We start from the raw sequence: 16,679 nt of genomic DNA, 5'->3' as shown, positions 1-16,679 counted from the left end.
AAGTTTGAATGATTTTTGTATACAATATTAAGAAAAGATACCTTAGGCTGCAAAGCAATCATATTACTGGAAGTCTCAAAAGAAATATAGACTAAAATAGCCTAAGTATCTATGAAGTTTTTAAATGTATCGACGAAACGGCAAATAATACTGTTGATCACTTAAGTTTTGTTAAAATTACCAAATTATTTTAACGAAATTTTAAAATTTATCTATAAACGGGGTAATTATATAGACATATTCGAATTACCTATAAAAATATAGTCTGTTCGTCTATCATTTTTTTTTAGATATCGTTAACCACTTATGTTTGCGGCCAAACTGAATAATTTTTAGCAAATGATTCGAAAAAATTTCTTTGTACATAAATGGTCCATCCGTGCCTTAAAGATTGGATTGGTACTGGCTATTATAGCACCATTAGTCTCTTGTAGTGGAGATGATGATGAAGACTTGGTAGGAAACTGGGTTGAGTTGTCTCAATTTGAAGGTTATAAAAGAACCGATGCAGCGGGAACAACAGTTGATAATGTTGGCTACATCGGATTAGGGTTTGACCAGGATAAAGATAGGTTGAATGATTTCTGGAAATATGATGCCACTGCAAACCAATGGACACAAATTGCTGATTTCCCGGGAGAAGCCCGTAACTCAGCTGTTGCTTTTGAGGCAGGTGGCGATTTGTATGTTGGTACCGGGTTTTATACGACTACCACAAATGCAAGCGTTTACAGCAACGATTTTTACAAATACGACACAAGTTCTGATACTTGGGAGCAGATTGCTGATTTCCCTGGAGCAGGTCGTATTGGTGCCGTTTCATTTACTATTGATGGTATTGGCTACGTTGGAATGGGACGTGACGGTGGTAACTCATACAAAGATTTCTACGCTTATGATCCATCAACGATGGCTTGGACGCAAGTGAACAGTTACGGTGGTAATAAATCATCTGACGGTGTTGCATTTGTAATCGATGGCGAAGCGTATGTTTGTACCGGTGTTGATAATACCTACAATGACGATTTCTACAAATACAACGCTTCTGCGAATACATGGACAAAGCTGCGTTCTATTTCTGATGCGACAGACGATGACTTTGATGATGACTATGATATTGTAAGAAACAATGCAGTAGCGTTCACCTCAGGTGGAAAAGGTTATGTAGCGACAGGTGGAAAAAATACGTCAGGAAGCACTGTATGGGAATACAATCCTAGCACAGACCTATGGGTTGAGAAGACTTCGTTTGAAGGATCTGCACGTTATAATGCCGTTGCCTTCACAATTAACGATAAAGGTTTCTTGACAACCGGTCAAAACAGTAGTTATTATTTCGATGATATCTGGCGTTTTGATGCTAACGCAGAATACGACGAATACGATTAATTGCAGATTGAACGTGATCGCTTGAAGAAAAAAGATATAGAATACTCCCGGGATTTCCCGGGAGTATTTTTTTTATAGAACAGAAATGGAAAGACCAACGTTAATTCTAGTTGAAAGTACCACCATTCGTTTAATGTAATATTTCGGAAATGAAAATTGTAGTTTTAGATGGGTATGCCTTAAATCCGGGAGATCTCTCCTGGGATCTGTTGAGTAAACTAGGCGATTTGGAATTGCATGAGCGTACGGCACCGGAGGATGTTCATAAACGCATTCAGGATGCAACAGCTATTGTTACCAATAAAGTAACTCTGACAAAGGAGTTACTTGAGGGGGCATCAAAACTAAATACATCGGAGTTTCGGCTACGGGGTACAATGTGGTGGACCTCGATGCAGCAGATAACGCAGGGATTACTGTAACCAATATTCCGGCCTATAGCACTGACTCCGTCGCGCAATTGGTTTTTTCATTCATCTTAAATATCGCGAACCAAGTAGCTTTGCATGCTACGGAAGTAAAAAAGGATGCTTGGTCAGACAGTGACGATTTTTCGTTTACATTAAGTCCTCAGGTAGAGTTATCCGGTAAAGTTTTAGGGATTATTGGATTTGGTAAAATAGGGCAGCGGGTTGCTGAAATTGCTCAGGCTTTTGGAATGAGAGTGATTTTTCAAAATCGGTCGGTGAAAAAGGAAATTCCGGAGGGCATGATGCAGGTCGAATTGGACGAATTACTTCAACAGTCCGATTTTGTGAGTTTGAACTGCCCGTTAACAGGGGATAACAAAGAATTTATGAATAAAGATAAATTTGGCCTGATGAAAAAAGGAGCAGTCTTAATCAATACTGGTCGTGGTCCATTAATTCAGGAAGAAGACTTAGCCAATTCCTTAAATAACGGACACCTGGCGGGGGCAGGGCTCGATGTCCTTTCAACCGAGCCACCGTCAAAAGCAAATCCATTGATAAAAGCGCAAAACTGTTACATTACACCACACATAGCATGGGCAACAAGAGAAGCTCGAACACGATTAATGGAAATTCTTGCAGCTAATTTTGAGGCTTATTTAAGCAATAAACCTCAAAATGTTGTTAATAGTCCAAAGTTATAGATTGACGACGACGACCTTGGTGAGTCAATACTCTTCGTCTTCTTCATCATACAAATCGTCGTCTTCGCGTTTGTAATTCGTCAGATCATAATCTTCATCTTCGAATTCATCGTAAATTGATAAACGCTTTTTGCCGCTTTTGTCTCTTTTAGCACCCTTGCCAATTTGGCCACCAATGTCAGTTTTCTCAATATCAGAATGCTTGAAATTCTTTTTTGAAGGCTTATTCGTTTTCATTTTTAAGCTATTAACTTAGATTACAGAAGTTTAAAAAGTAATTAGAGAATTAGAATTCATATTTCCCAAACTACTCGATTTTTTTTTTATTTTCCAATACCATGGCGTTTTTTTTAGCCTAAAACGGTAGAATTAGTTGTTTTTCTTCTCATTTGCTTAATATTCTTAACATTTTGGTTTCAATATTTCGCGGTTTTATACTTTTTGATATCCCGAAGACAAGAATAGGAGACAACCAAAATTATATTCCTGTTGTTATTCTTTAAAAAGTTAGATTATGAGTTTTACACTTAAAATTGGAGATAAGGCAATTCCGTTTGACTTGCCTGCAACAGACGGGAAAAATTATACCCTCGATAGTTTCTCGGACAGTCGTTTTCTGGTAATTTTCTTCACCTGCAATCACTGCCCGTATGTTATTGGAAGTGACGAAGTCACACGCAAAACGGTTTTGAGATTTCAGGATCAAGGCGTCGGTTTTGTCGCTATCAATTCAAACAGTAAAAACACTTACCAGGATGACGATTTCCCGCATATGGTAAAACGAATGGAGGAATTCAATTTTCCATGGGTTTACTTATATGATGAAAGCCAGGATATTGCATTGTCGTATGGCGCTTTGCGTACGCCTCATTTCTATGTTTTTGATCAGGATCGAAAATTAGTTTATACTGGGCGGGCAGTGGACAGTCCTCGTGATACCTCGAAAATGACTGTCAATGACCTGGATCGGGCTTTGGAAGAATTGATTGCAGATAAGGCCGTTTCTGTGCCGGTTACCAACCCAATCGGCTGTAATGTGAAGTGGGATGGCAAAGACAGGCATTGGATGCCGGCTGATGCCTGCGATCTCGTCTGGAACCAGTAATTGGCAATAATTATTTTAGTTCCCCGTTTGTATTCATCAGGTGTTAAGAACATTGGATTTAATACCCGAAATTGTAGTTTAGTAGCCTATAATTACTGATTATATAATACATAAAAAACTAAAATTCAAGCCATGAGAAAACTATTATTAGCAGGAATCCTGTTTCTTTCGTTTCAATTAACCTATGCCGGCTCTCCGATAAACCTGGGCTTAAAAGCAGGTTATAATTCGTCAAAAATAACAACAAGTTTGGACCAGTTTAACGATGGTTCCATTAGTAACTTTTTGGTTGGTGCTTTTGCCAGGGTGAATTTGAAAGATTGGTATATACAGCCTGAAGCTTATTTTACTTCAAAGGGCGGTAAACTGGAAGAAATTAGTTCAACCGAATCATTTGATCTGAAAACCATTGATGTTCCCGTTTTACTGGGGTACAAGGTCTTTAAAGCTGCTTCAGTCAATGTTCGCCTAAACGCCGGTCCTGTATTCTCATTTGTAACCAAAAAAGACGGAGAAACCAGTGGCGGTAGTTTTGACCCCGAGAATATTAAAGACAACTATGTTGGGATACAATACGGAGCAGGAGTCGATTTTTTGTTTCTGTCGCTTGATGCCCGGATGGAAAACAGTTTTGGCGATATTCACTCAAGCAGCAACGGCAGCGAAGAGAAGAGTAACCTGTTTATGATTACTCTGGGGATTAAATTCCTTTAAACAAGGTTCTCTTCGACGTCAATGTTTGGCAGATAGGAAAAAGTAGCTGTTTAATTTCAAAAGTCGAGAAATCAGGTTTATTTTTGAAGAATGAAACAGTTACTTTTTCTGATTCTATTGTTTTTGGTTGGGGCGAGTTCCTACGCACAATCCGATTCTATCGTATTTGAAACGGATCCAGCCGAGTACGAATTTTTATACCACGAATTATTTAATTTTAGTGCCAATTCAATCTTTGGTGCGGTTAACTCAGAATTGATTTCCCCGAAGCTAAATTTTGCAGAGAGCAATATTTTAGATCTTCAAATAAATACTCCCCAAATCATTGACTCACGCTTAGTCCATCCGTTTACAAATGCCTATTGGATAAATCCATTCATTTCGGGCTATTCGCTGAATTCTGCTGCAGTTTATAGGTTGTCTGACAAATTTAAAATTGGCGGAAGTAGTTTTTCTGCGAATTCTATTTTTAATCCAACGCCTCTGAATTTTGATCCGAACAAGATGAATTTTCAAGGGATTAACTTTTATATGGAGTATAAAGTATCGGATAAATTCCGAATCGGTGGAGGAATTCAGATTAATCATCAATCTTCCGGCTATTGATGAAATTTTGACAAAGAATCAGAAGGTTTCATCTTGTTTTGACTGATAAAGTTCAGTATTTTCGCTCCACGAACCAAGGATCCGCATGACAGCTTCACGTGTAAAAGAAATCAATCCATTTATTGTAATGGAAGTGCTTGAAAAAGCACACGCCATGGAAAAAGAAGGGAAGAGCATCATTCATCTCGAGGTGGGTGAGCCAGACTTTGATATTCCGGTATGTGTGAAAGAAGCCGTCTGCAATGCTTTAAATGGTGGGCGTACGCACTACACCCACAGTTTAGGCGATCCGGAGTTGAGACAAGCAATAGCCGATCAGTATCAGCAGGAATATGGAGTAACTGTAGATCCTGATCAAATCATTGTAACATCGGGCTCTTCGCCGGCTATTTTAATGGCACTTTCTGTTTTATGTGAAACCGGGGATGAAGTGATTATTTCTGATCCAGCCTATGCGTGTTACGACAATTTTATCCATTATATTGGAGCAAAAATCGTTCGTGTACCGGTATCTCCCTTGGATGGTTTCCAATTTCATGCTGAAGATATTATCGCGAAAATTAATGAGCGAACGCGTGCGATCATTATCAATAGCCCGATGAATCCAACGGGAAATTTGCTGACAGATGAGTCACTTCAAATGATGGCTTCGCTGAATGTACCCATTATTTCAGATGAAATTTATCACGGATTGGTTTACGGACAAAAGGCGAGGAGCATCTTAGAATTTACCGATCAGGCTTTTGTTTTGAACGGTTTTTCCAAGCGCTATGCGATGACAGGTTTGCGCCTGGGCTATTTAATTGCTCCCAAACCTTATATCCGAACCCTGCAGAAGATTCAGCAGAACCTGTTTATTTGCGCTAGTTCTACTGCTCAAAGAGGAGGAATTGCCGCACTGAAGCAAGGTGCTAAAGCTGTTTCCGAAATGGTCGAAGTTTACGATGAACGTCGTAAGTTTATGATTCAGAGGCTTAGGCAGTTGGGCTTTAACATTCCGGTTGAACCCACCGGTGCGTTTTACATCTTTGTCGATGCGAGTCATCTCTCCAGTGATTCCTATCATTTAGCCTTCGATATCCTAGAAAAAGCCCATGTTGGAGTAACTCCGGGAATTGATTTCGGGCCAGGAGGCGAGGGCTATCTGCGTTTTTCCTACGCTAACTCACTCGAAAATATTACCGAAGGCTTAAATCGATTGGAAAAATACCTTCAATCAAGTCTTCAAACGACCAATTCTTAGCATTCTCTTTCATTCATAATTGTTGTTTACAGATTATTTTGCCTCGTTTACCTGTTGACTGACTTTGTTTGTCGAAAGTGAAGGTTCTGACTGTAATTATTTGATTTTCTGATCGTCTACTAAAGGTGAGAAGCAAACTACAAGAGATCAATTAGAAAACAATTTCAGAAATTAAACATTTAAAACGAACAGTCATGAAAAACAGAATCTTCCAATTTGCAACAGTAGTTGTTTTGCTGAGTCTAAGTTTGTCGTTGAGTGCAGCAAGTGGTAATCGTACTTATGATGATTACACAATTGAGCCCATGGAGCAGGCAAATCTCATTCAGGGAGTTGATAAAGCCTGGCGGTTAGCTTATGCTACCGATGAAAGCCCCATCGTTATTTCATTTAAAAACGGAAAACACTGTAAAACCTACGTCGTTCGTGGCGATCATTTTGAAGTGGTTTATGAATGTACAAAAAAAGGTTTTGGTGCCCGTATGGTAAAATCTTCAGAAAGGATGTTCCCCGTTGAATTGACTCGTGCTATATTAAATGAAACAGAACTTTCGAAACAGCGTATCCTGACTCCGGATAAGGTTGATGATCAACGAGCTTTGGCTCTAATCGCAGGTTTTCTGCCTGATCTGGTAAATCCCAGCTATCAACATTTGTTGAATTAGCCGTTTTAATAATTAAATTTTATCAATTCGAGTGCCGCTTTCGTCCCCCTGAAAGCGGCTACTTTATTTTAGATACACCCGCATACAAATCCGTCTGCCATTCCTTCCTGCAAATCTTTTACTGCTTTTTTCTCGTTTTCAGTTCCCCTGCAGTTTTCACACACTGGAAGATTAATCTCGATATTTTTTGAACAGCCTTCATTAACAGGCTCTTCGCACACGAAGCATTTTTTCTGGAAATTCTCAGTCATATTTTTTAATCTCGGAAAAGACAAAAATAGAGCTTTCCACCTATTTGCCAAACACCTAACAAAGCTGCTTTTATGTCACTAAAAATTCGGGAATATGTAATTCTGTCTCTATATTTAGGGCTTTCCGAAATGGCATGATTATTATTGAAAAAAAAGAACCCGCCAATAAGTATCGTAATTCATTATAATTACTTTTGTGGGCAGTTAAGTAGAATTATACGAAAAATTAAATAGAATGGCCTTTATCAGTAAAATCCTTGGAAAATTTCTGGGGAACAAATCAGACCGGGATATTAAAGAAATCACTCCGATTCTTGAGAATATCAAAATAGAATATGCCCGGATCACCCAGCTCTCCAATGATGAGCTTAGAGCAGAATCCGAGAAATTAAAGAATACTTTAAAAGAGCGGATCAAGCCGGAAGAAGATGAAATTGCTTCGTTAAAAGCTCAAGCTGAGGATGCCGACATCCAGGAAAGTGAACAACTTTATCAACGAGTTGATAAACTGGAAGAACAGATTGACCTTAAGATTGAAGAAGTTTTAGATGAAATACTTCCTGCTGCTTTTTCTGTTATAAAAGAAACAGCCAAGCGTTTTACGGAAAATGAAAAAATAGTCGTTCAGGCGAACGATTTTGACCGCGACACAGCTGCTGCAAAGGACAATGTTGAAATTGACGGGGAGAAAGCTATTTGGTATAACTCCTGGATTGCCGGCGGAACGGAAATTACCTGGCAAATGATACACTATGATGTACAACTTGTTGGTGGTATTGTTCTGCACTCAGGGAAAATTGCGGAGATGGCCACAGGTGAAGGTAAAACATTGGTTGCTACACTGCCCGTATTTTTGAATGCATTAGCAGGAAGAGGCGTACATGTGGTAACTGTAAACGACTACCTGGCAAAACGTGACTCGGAATGGATGGGACCAATCTTTGAGTTCCACGGTTTAAGTATCGATTGCATTGATAAACACCAGCCAAACTCCGATGCTCGCCGGAAAGCTTACAATGCGGATATCACTTATGGTACCAATAACGAATTTGGTTTCGATTATCTGCGTGATAATATGGCGATTAACCCACGCGACCTGGTTCAACGCAAACATCATTATGCCATTGTCGACGAGGTTGACTCCGTGTTGATTGATGATGCTCGTACACCGTTGATCATTTCCGGTCCGGTTCCCAAAGGTGACAATCAAAAATTTGAAGAGTTAATGCCGCGGGTGGAGCGTTTAGTCGCAGCACAGCGCAATTACACAACTCAATGTTTGACTGACGCAAAACGTTTGCTCAACAAAGCAGACGCTACAAAAGATGAAAAAGAAGAAGGAGCAATGCAATTGCTGCGAGCCCAGAAAGGGATGCCGAAAACGAAATCGTTGATTAAGTTTTTGAGCGAAGAGGGCATCAAAGCAGTGATGCAGAAGACTGAGAATTATTACATGCAGGACAATAGCAAGAATATGCATGTTGTAACCGATCCTCTTTTCTTTATAATTGACGAAAAACAAAACTCGGTTGAGTTAACTGATAAAGGGATTGACTTAATATCGTCAGATGTTGAAGATCCTGAATTCTTTATTTTACCAGATGTGGGTTCTTCAGTTGCTGAAATTGAAAACGACGCCGATTTAGGTAGCGAAGAAAAGATTGAAAAGAAGGACATTTTGCTGCAGAATTATGCTGTAAAATCAGAACGTGTCCATACCATCAACCAGTTGTTGAAAGCCTACGCCATGTTTGAGAAAGACGTGGAATATGTGGTAATTGACAACAAAGTGAAAATTGTTGACGAGCAAACAGGTCGTATCATGGAAGGCCGCCGTTATTCGGATGGATTGCATCAGGCAATTGAAGCGAAAGAACGGGTAAAAGTTGAAGCGGCCACGCAAACATTTGCGACAGTGACCCTTCAAAACTATTTCCGGATGTATCACAAACTGGGCGGTATGACAGGTACTGCGGAGACTGAAGCAGGAGAATTCTGGGACATCTACAAGTTGGATGTTGTGGTTATTCCTACAAACCGCCCGATTGTTCGTAACGACTGGAATGATAAGGTTTATAAAACCAAACGTGAAAAATATAACGCGGTAATATTGGAGATTGTTGAATTGAATCAAGCTGGTCGTCCTGTATTGGTTGGTACAACTTCTGTAGAAATCTCTGAATTACTGAGCCGGATGTTGAAGATTCGCGGGATCAAGCACAACGTGCTGAATGCGAAACTGCACGCCCGCGAGGCAGACATTGTTGCCGATGCCGGTAAACAAGGAATGGTAACCATTGCGACTAATATGGCTGGTCGTGGTACCGACATCAAGTTGACTACTGAGGTAAAAAAAGCCGGTGGATTGGCGATTATTGGTACCGAACGTCACGACTCTCGGCGCGTTGACCGACAGCTGCGCGGTCGTGCCGGACGTCAAGGAGATCCGGGGTCTTCGCAATTCTTCGTTTCGTTGGAAGACGATTTGATGCGCCTTTTCAACTCGGATCGTATCACAGGAATTATGGACCGTTTAGGTTTGGAGGAAGGCGAGGTTATCCAGCATTCCATGATTACCAAATCGATTGAACGGGCACAGAAAAAAGTTGAAGAGAACAACTTCGGTATCCGTAAGCGTCTGCTGGAATACGATGATGTGATGAATTCACAGCGCGAGGTAATTTATAAAAAACGTCGTCACGCATTGTATGGTGAACGTTTGGAGGTTGACCTGCTGAACATGATGTACGATTCACTGGAAGCTTTAGTGAATGAGTACTACGAGGGCGATTTCGAAGACTTCAATATGGAGTTGATGCGTTTAATGTCCATAGGTTCTCCGATTTCAGAGGATGAATTCAAACAATTGAACCCCGATGAAATTGTGGACCGCATTTATCATGCAATGATCAATTCTTACACCCGGAAGGTGGAAACTATCTCAAAACAAGCTTTCCCGGTTATTAAGGATGTATATGAAACCAAATCGCATTTGTACCAAAATATTGTAGTGCCAATCTCTGATGGTAAGCGAATTTTCCAAATCGTAACCAACCTAGAGAAAGCATACAGCAACAAAGGCAAAGAATTGGTGAAATCGTATCAGAAACAAATTGTTTTGGCAACGATTGATGAATCGTGGAAAGAGCAACTTCGTGAAATGGACGATTTGAAACAATCGGTGCAAAATGCTGCATATGAGCAAAAAGATCCACTTCTGATCTATAAGTTTGAATCGTTTAACCTGTTCAAAGAGATGATTCAGAAGGTCAATAAAGACATTGTATCCACTTTAATGAAAGGTCACATTCCGATCTCTGATCCGAACCAGGTGCGTGAAGCAGAAGCTGCACGGCGGACGGATATGAGTAAGTACTCGACTCAAAAATCGGAAGTTCCGGAGCTTGGTTCCGGTCGCCAACAGGAACATAAAGAACCACAAAAGGTTCAGCCTGTTAGAGTCGAGAAGAAGGTCGGTCGTAACGATCCTTGTCCTTGTGGAAGTGGTAAAAAATATAAGAGTTGTCACGGTAAAGGATTGGAATAAGTAGCTTCGGCTACTTATTCTTTTTTTAGCTTTATAGTAATCAAAATTTTTAAGTCTGTGGTAACAGACAAAATTACAAACTCCGGAAAATGCAATCGACATTAGCTTTCATTCACTGGAACGTCAATCCTGAAATTTTTCATATCGGATCGCTTTCTGTACGTTGGTACGGATTGCTCTTTGCCAGTGGTTTTTTGATTGGTTACAACATCGTTGAGAAGATGTTCAAGTTTGAAAAATCAAATGAAAAGTGGTTGGAGAGCTTGTTTATTTACATGTTGGTAGCCACTGTTATTGGTGCTCGATTAGGGCATGTTTTCTTTTACGGATGGGACTATTACTCTCAGCATCCGGCTGAAATCATTAAAGTTTGGCACGGTGGATTGGCCAGTCACGGCGGGGCACTGGGGATTTTCATTGCTTTGTTTTTCTGGAGCCGTAAAGTATCGAAACGGTCAGTGCTGTGGGTGTTGGACCGTGTAGTTGTGCCAACAGCTTTGGTTGCGTCTATGATTCGCTTAGGTAACCTGATGAATTCAGAAATCTATGGTGTGGCAACAAACTTGCCTTGGGGATTCATTTTTGAACACAACGGAGAAACAGTTGCCAAGCACCCAACTCAAATCTACGAATCCTTATCCTACCTTTTTACGTTCGGTTTGCTAATTTATATCTTCTTTAAAACCAATCTTAGAAAGAACGAAGGCTTCATTGTCGGACTGTTCTTTGTCTTGGTTTTCTGCTCTCGCTTTTTAATCGAGTTTATCAAAGAGGATCAGGAAGCGTTTGAGGCTGGAATGGCTTTAAATATGGGGCAAATTCTGAGTATCCCTTTTATAATTGGTGGTCTTTATCTGATTTTTAGAGCAATAAAAAAGCCGGAAGTCAATTATCCGGCTGCAAAGAATTAATAGTTTTTGCTATTTATTTTTGGAATCGCTCCAGTACTTCTTGTCGTTGCTTCAGTTTCAGTAAATAGTTTTGGGTTTGCTGCATGTATTTCGTGTAATACGATTTGTTTGCCCATTCAACTGCTGAATCCAGGTCACCCAACATTTCGGAGGCTAGGGATAAGTTAAATTCAGCTTTGCTTTTTATTGCTTTTTTGTCGGAATTGGAGTATGAAAGCCAATAGTCATAGGCACCTTGCCAGTTATGCTCTTCAGCCAGTTTATTTATGCGTGAAGCGTCGCCATCTTCAATTAGAAAGAAAATACGGTTTTCTTTAACCCAACTAGGTGACAGATGACTGTCTATTTCCAAGGCAACCTGAATACCAGTCTGGATCAAACAGTCTTTAATTTTTGGTAAACGCGAAAAAAGGGCTTTCGTTGATGAATCAGCGTCCTGCCAGGATATTGTATCGTCAACCACCAGCTGACGAATAATCTCTTTTCGGGCAGGATCATATATCTTGACCACTGCATCGTACTTCGAATCAATTGAGGCAGATGCATATTGAGGTGTTCCATCAGGAGACGCGTACACTTTATATTTGGTCATTATTTTATTGTAATAGCGCTCAATAACCAGCAGAGCGTCGGTATCGAATGTATTGCACATTTCTGAGACTTCGTCCCAATCCAGCTTTTCAGGCATTAAATAGAATGCCTTATTCCGATCCAGGTATCTTTCTTCCGGAATTACCACATCATACCTGCCAGACTCAAACAGTAATTCTCCTAATGCTTTCAGCGTAGTATCAGCAGCCATACTATCCAGCACTACTGAATTATAATCAAAACCACGGGAATAGAAAAATTGTTGCAAACTATCAGCCTCAAAGTTTTGAAAGTCGCCCGTTATTCCCCGGTTGACTAAAGTCAAACTGTTAATATCATCAGGGAGCATATGAGAGGATGGACGAGCCGTCTCAATCAGCAAATTTTTATACGATGATGCACAGGAAGAAAAAAGAAACATCAAAAATAAAAGGCTGTATAACAGCTGTTTGTTTCTAGTAGTATTCATAATATTCTAAAATTGAATCGGTCTAATAACCCTGTAAGTTAGAAAATCTTTGCAGATGACTAATAGGAGCCCCAAAATTTTCTCAAAAACCATTCCAAACTGAAAAGCAGAATAATAACAAGGGCTAACCACTTCAGTGTGATAAATTCTTTAAAAATCAGTTGTTTGATTTTGTTTTCCCGGGAGACCGAGTCTCTTTTTATTTGCTGAATTATTTCAGAAAAATGATCATAACTTACAAATTGACCACCTGTATTTGTTGCTATTTTGTAAAGTAAATTAAAATTGGCCTGCAGGTCGGCTTGTTCCAACTGTAACTTGTCAATCCGGAATGTGCCATTTTCCTTAAATGATCGGGTCCCCAATTGGGCAGAAGCTTCAAACGAGTAACTCCCGACAGGTAGATTTCCAGTATTCAGATCGTAGTGGTCAACAGATTTGTCAAAAACATAGTCATAGCTTGTTCCTGAATCTGAAATAATATGGATAGATACATCCGGATCGGTAACAGGTTCAAGGCTTGCATTTAGTAATTCAGCTTCAAAAGTAACCTCTTGGTCTTCTGCATTTTTGGGTTGAAAATAGACGGTGAAATTATCTTGATTAGGTTTTAAAATCAGATAGTTAATCAGCTTTAACATTAAGCCATCAAAAACATCAAACGATCCGTTTTGCAAATAATCATTCATGCGCCAGCCCCATATACCTTCACCGGCAATCAGGGCATTTTTTACACCGTCGGTACTCCCCAAACTAATTAAAGGCCGTTCCAAATTGACTGTTTGGATACGTTGCTTAAGCAAGGTCTGCCAATCGCCGGATAATTGAATATCAGCAAAGGGAACATGCAATGGCGGCCAAGTTTCAATCTGATTTGGCCAAAAATCATCCAGTTGGAAAACGTTAAATTGCGGATTTACAAAAGCGGACGCTAATTCAAACTGCTGGTTGTTGTCGAAGGTAAATCCGGTTTGTTGTTTGTTCAAATATGGGATAGATGATTTCAATCCGACGATCCAAAGCACCGGTAGCTTTAATTGTGATATTTCCTGTAATAACAGGCTCTTCGCATTGCTGTTGTTTGGCAGTTGGTAGGCAATTACTAAATCATAATCAGATAAGTCGAGATTGGATTCACCGGATGTAAAAAGCTTATAACTGTAGTTTCTTTGTGGTTCTAGTACCCTAATAATGGATGCCAGATCAGGATGAGATCCGTTTCCGATAAGCAGAATCTTCTGCTTTTGGTCAAGAACCCGAATGGAGAACTCATACTGGTTATTCTCGGTATTCTTTTCATCTTTAAAACTTTCCAGTTGAATCCGGTAATTAATAATGCCACTTTTTTCTGCTTTTAGTCGCACAAATTCCTGGTGAAAGAAATCATTTCCTTTGGCCGCTAAATTTCGCTCAAACACTTTTTCAGATCCCTGCCAAATACTTAGTTTCGAGTCCTTTCCGGAAAGGTTTTGATAGGACAAATTTATCTCTACGGGGAAATAATCGTTTAGAAAAGTTGTTTGATTGGTGACGACCTTTAAAATGGCGGCATCTACCTGGCTTGTAGAGTCTCCAACACCAACAGTGTAAACCGGGTATTGAAATTGCTGACTGGTAAAGGTTGGATCGGTACCTGTGTTGAAAATCCCATCTCCAACCAGCACCATGCTTGAGACACTCTCAGGTAAATAGGTCGAATTGACTGTCTGAAATAAATTACTGTAGTCTGAGCGAAGTTCTGAATAGTTGTTTTTTTCGCTTTGTTTGGCCTTTTCTCCAAAGGTCCAGTATTCAACATTGAAATCACCAAGCTCTTCTTTCGCCTTATTGATAAGCCCTTCGCTTAGTTCTGTGTAATTTTTCAGCGATTCTGAATTATCAGTGGCAAATACAATGATTGGTTTTATTCGGTGATATTGATACCATTGAATAGCCGGAGCCAAGAGCAAGACAATTAACAGAAAGAAAGAGACAAAACGTAAACTAGCTAAGATCCGGATCTGACTTTTGGCGTAAAACTCTTTTTGCGTCTTCGACCTGTAAGTAATAAAAACAAGTAAACCCGCCAAAATCAAGGCAGGTATTAAATAGAGTAATGAATTTGTCTGTTCAAAATAGAGTTTCAAATGGTCTTCTGATTGATTAAATACTAGAGAGTACCAGTCAAAATTAGCATACTTCTTCAAAAATTAATGCAGTAAACGTCGATTAAAACTAATCAGGGAGATTTTAACTGAATTCTTACCAAATTGGTTAATTGTACCCGATTACTAACCGAGGTTTTCAAGTAAATTCTCGAAGCATGATCCTTAACCGTTTGTAAACTGATAAATAGTGAGTCAGCAATTTCCTGGTTCGTTTTACCTTTGCAGATTTGCTCTACAATTTCAGCTTCCCGCTTCGAGATTTCGTAACGTTCACAGAATTGGCTGAAGCTATTTCCGCTTTCTTTTCTGACTTCGAAATCACCAATTTTGAAATAAATAATAGCTGGCACCAATGCGGGTGAAATAAAGTAGCATAGGATGAATAGATGCTCGATAATCCAGTGCGAATGGCGGAAAAAGTATAGCGCTATAAACATTGTCGCAGGAGCAATAATGCTCATAATCAGCAGGGAAGGAGAGATGATGTTCTTCTGTTTTGATCGGCCGTATATTAAGACTGCAGACACACCTAAATAGCAGGTAAAATGGATGATTAGAACAATTTTGTACAACTGGTTCATATCAAAATCGTCGGTTGGCAAGTTGATCTTAATCAAGTAAAGAAAGATGATCAAAAGCGGTAGTGCCAATCCAAAATAGATGAATGTCAATAGTCTTGGGAATTGCAGTTTTGAGAATTCAAATGCGAATCGAATCATCAAAAACCAGGAAACGAGTAATAGTGGTGATCCCAAGGCGGGAATTACACTGATCAGGTTTTGAATAAAAGGTGTTGACAATTCGGGTGCTCGCGCCAGATATTGAAAAAAAATCATTCCCCATATCCCATAGAATCCAAATGCGGTCATAAAAGTACTCCAGTAAAAAAGTGTTGACGCAAATGCGATTAATGGATTACTTTTTAACCTGTACGAGGTAATAATTCCAAGCGCTGAAAGCCCGAAAGATAAAAATAGCAATGTGATGAAAATAATGAATTGCACATCCAGTGTTTTTACGAGAGTGGCGTAAGTTTATGATACCAAAATAGGAAAAAGATTCTTCAGGCTTGCCCTACTTTAGTCTTATAATTCATTTCTTATTGATTTTGAGCCACTACTAAAGTTTAGTATTTGCAAAACACGACTAAAGTCTGAAGGAAATATAGCGGTGAAACCCTAAGTTTGAAGTAGAATTTTAAAATATGAAAAGATGGAACTTATCAATTACACCCGTTTAACACCAACCTTTGGTGGCAGCTTCAGCAATGGTTGGGAGGTCATGAAAAAATATTTCATGTATTTGTTGCTCGTCGTAATCATTGTCGGCTTCTTTAAAGGTCCCAGTGGAGGTATTAAATTTTCATCTGACAATATGGATTGGCACCTTCTACCCGTTATTCTGTTCCTGGCATTTATAGGGGTGGCGTATGCTTTTCTGGTAATGCCCGTTATCACTTATGGTTCCAAGTTAATTTATCTGGATGCCGTTCGAGACAAGGAAATTGACATCAAAAAGATGTTTGATGGTTTCCGGAATTATTTAAACGTCATTTTGGCGAACCTTTTACATACGGTCTTGATTTTCGTAGGTATTTTGTTTTTCATTATTCCCGGGATCGTTATCGCCTGTCGGCTGGCATTCGTTCCTTATTTAGTTATGGATGAGAACCTGGACGGGGTGCAGGCCATCGAGCGAAGCTGGAAGCTGACTAAAGGAAAAGGATTCACAATTTTATTTATGGCAATTGCGTCATTTTTCATTGGCATTGCTGGAATTATCTGTTTGATTGTCGGTATTTTACCGGCGCTGATATGGATTCACTCATCTTTCGCCAGTTTGTATCAGGCAGCATTAAATAAAGAAAACGGAACGATTGATTACTAAAAATAAAATAAGTGAAAAATGTGATGGGCTGGTAATATTT

At 39.5% G+C, this 16,679-nt stretch carries 16 protein-coding genes; 11 read left to right on the top strand and 5 right to left on the bottom strand.

The window, feature by feature from the left end:
* Positions 1–339: 339 nt before the first annotated feature.
* The 3 genes from GJV22_RS08965 (at position 340) to GJV22_RS08960 (ending at position 2,503) form a co-directional block, all read left to right on the top strand.
* The gene (locus GJV22_RS08965; protein WP_163711893.1) at positions 340–1,389 is read left to right on the top strand and encodes a Kelch repeat-containing protein; all 1,050 of its coding nucleotides are present in this window, start codon (positions 340–342) and stop codon (positions 1,387–1,389) included.
* Between the two features lie 149 nt (positions 1,390–1,538).
* Positions 1,539–1,811: a Rossmann-fold NAD(P)-binding domain-containing protein gene (locus GJV22_RS22160; protein WP_205461804.1), complete on the top strand. Its 273-nt coding sequence runs from the start codon at positions 1,539–1,541 to the stop codon at positions 1,809–1,811.
* Complete coding sequence (locus GJV22_RS08960) at positions 1,769–2,503, top strand: NAD(P)-dependent oxidoreductase (RefSeq protein ID WP_205461803.1); 735 nt, start codon at positions 1,769–1,771, stop codon at positions 2,501–2,503. The genes GJV22_RS22160 and GJV22_RS08960 overlap by 43 nt, the downstream gene beginning before the upstream one ends.
* Positions 2,504–2,527: 24 nt before the next feature.
* On the opposite strand, the gene GJV22_RS08955 is transcribed toward GJV22_RS08960, so the two are convergent.
* A complete protein-coding gene (locus GJV22_RS08955; RefSeq protein WP_163711890.1) occupies positions 2,528–2,740 on the bottom strand; it encodes a hypothetical protein in 213 nt (70 codons plus the stop codon).
* A 277-nt stretch (positions 2,741–3,017) separates the two neighbouring features.
* Between GJV22_RS08955 and GJV22_RS08950 the strand changes: the two genes are divergently transcribed.
* From GJV22_RS08950 to GJV22_RS08930, 5 genes are all read left to right on the top strand, one after another.
* On the top strand, positions 3,018–3,608 hold the full coding sequence (locus GJV22_RS08950) for a thioredoxin family protein (RefSeq protein ID WP_163711887.1): 591 nt from the start codon (positions 3,018–3,020) through the stop codon (positions 3,606–3,608).
* 132 nt (positions 3,609–3,740) lie between these two features.
* Positions 3,741–4,322 carry a porin family protein gene (locus tag GJV22_RS08945; protein WP_163711884.1) on the top strand — a complete coding sequence of 194 codons (582 nt, stop codon included), beginning with the start codon at positions 3,741–3,743 and terminating at the stop codon, positions 4,320–4,322.
* A gap of 90 nt (positions 4,323–4,412) precedes the next feature.
* Entirely contained in the window at positions 4,413–4,928 is a 516-nt protein-coding gene (locus GJV22_RS08940; RefSeq protein WP_163711881.1) for a hypothetical protein, read from the top strand.
* Positions 4,929–5,013: 85 nt separating this feature from the next.
* Positions 5,014–6,171 (top strand): pyridoxal phosphate-dependent aminotransferase, encoded by a 1,158-nt coding sequence (locus GJV22_RS08935; protein ID WP_205461802.1) that lies wholly within the window; start codon positions 5,014–5,016, stop codon positions 6,169–6,171.
* Between the two features lie 194 nt (positions 6,172–6,365).
* A complete protein-coding gene (locus GJV22_RS08930; protein ID WP_163711879.1) occupies positions 6,366–6,836 on the top strand; it encodes a hypothetical protein in 471 nt (156 codons plus the stop codon).
* Between the two features lie 68 nt (positions 6,837–6,904).
* On the opposite strand, the gene GJV22_RS08925 is transcribed toward GJV22_RS08930, so the two are convergent.
* Positions 6,905–7,087, bottom strand: a complete 183-nt coding sequence (locus tag GJV22_RS08925; RefSeq protein ID WP_163711876.1) for a hypothetical protein — start codon at positions 7,085–7,087, stop codon at positions 6,905–6,907.
* A 235-nt stretch (positions 7,088–7,322) separates the two neighbouring features.
* Here GJV22_RS08925 and secA point away from each other — a divergent pair, with 235 nt between their 5' ends.
* Both secA and lgt read left to right on the top strand, forming a co-directional pair.
* A complete protein-coding gene (secA, locus tag GJV22_RS08920; protein ID WP_163711873.1) occupies positions 7,323–10,634 on the top strand; it encodes a preprotein translocase subunit SecA in 3,312 nt (1,103 codons plus the stop codon).
* 89 nt (positions 10,635–10,723) lie between these two features.
* On the top strand, positions 10,724–11,545 hold the full coding sequence (gene lgt / locus GJV22_RS08915; RefSeq protein WP_163711871.1) for a prolipoprotein diacylglyceryl transferase: 822 nt from the start codon (positions 10,724–10,726) through the stop codon (positions 11,543–11,545).
* Between the two features lie 13 nt (positions 11,546–11,558).
* On the opposite strand, the gene GJV22_RS08910 is transcribed toward lgt, so the two are convergent.
* From GJV22_RS08910 to GJV22_RS22155, 3 genes are all read right to left on the bottom strand, one after another.
* Positions 11,559–12,605, bottom strand: a complete 1,047-nt coding sequence (locus GJV22_RS08910) for a DUF6340 family protein (RefSeq protein WP_163711868.1) — start codon at positions 12,603–12,605, stop codon at positions 11,559–11,561.
* 59 nt (positions 12,606–12,664) lie between these two features.
* Complete coding sequence (locus GJV22_RS08905) at positions 12,665–14,731, bottom strand: hypothetical protein (protein ID WP_163711865.1); 2,067 nt, start codon at positions 14,729–14,731, stop codon at positions 12,665–12,667.
* 92 nt (positions 14,732–14,823) lie between these two features.
* The gene (locus tag GJV22_RS22155; protein ID WP_205461801.1) at positions 14,824–15,756 is read right to left on the bottom strand and encodes a helix-turn-helix transcriptional regulator; all 933 of its coding nucleotides are present in this window, start codon (positions 15,754–15,756) and stop codon (positions 14,824–14,826) included.
* 208 nt (positions 15,757–15,964) lie between these two features.
* On the opposite strand from GJV22_RS22155, the gene GJV22_RS08895 reads away from it, so the two are divergent.
* Positions 15,965–16,639: a hypothetical protein gene (locus tag GJV22_RS08895; RefSeq protein ID WP_163711862.1), complete on the top strand. Its 675-nt coding sequence runs from the start codon at positions 15,965–15,967 to the stop codon at positions 16,637–16,639.
* Positions 16,640–16,679: the final 40 nt, after the last annotated feature.

Origin of the sequence: Mangrovibacterium lignilyticum (assembly GCF_010882175.1) — a bacterium.
GTDB lineage: Bacteria > Bacteroidota > Bacteroidia > Bacteroidales > Prolixibacteraceae > Mangrovibacterium > Mangrovibacterium lignilyticum.
The sequence above is the reverse complement of the archived record's forward strand: the minus strand, read 5'-3'. Positions and strand labels throughout refer to the sequence as shown.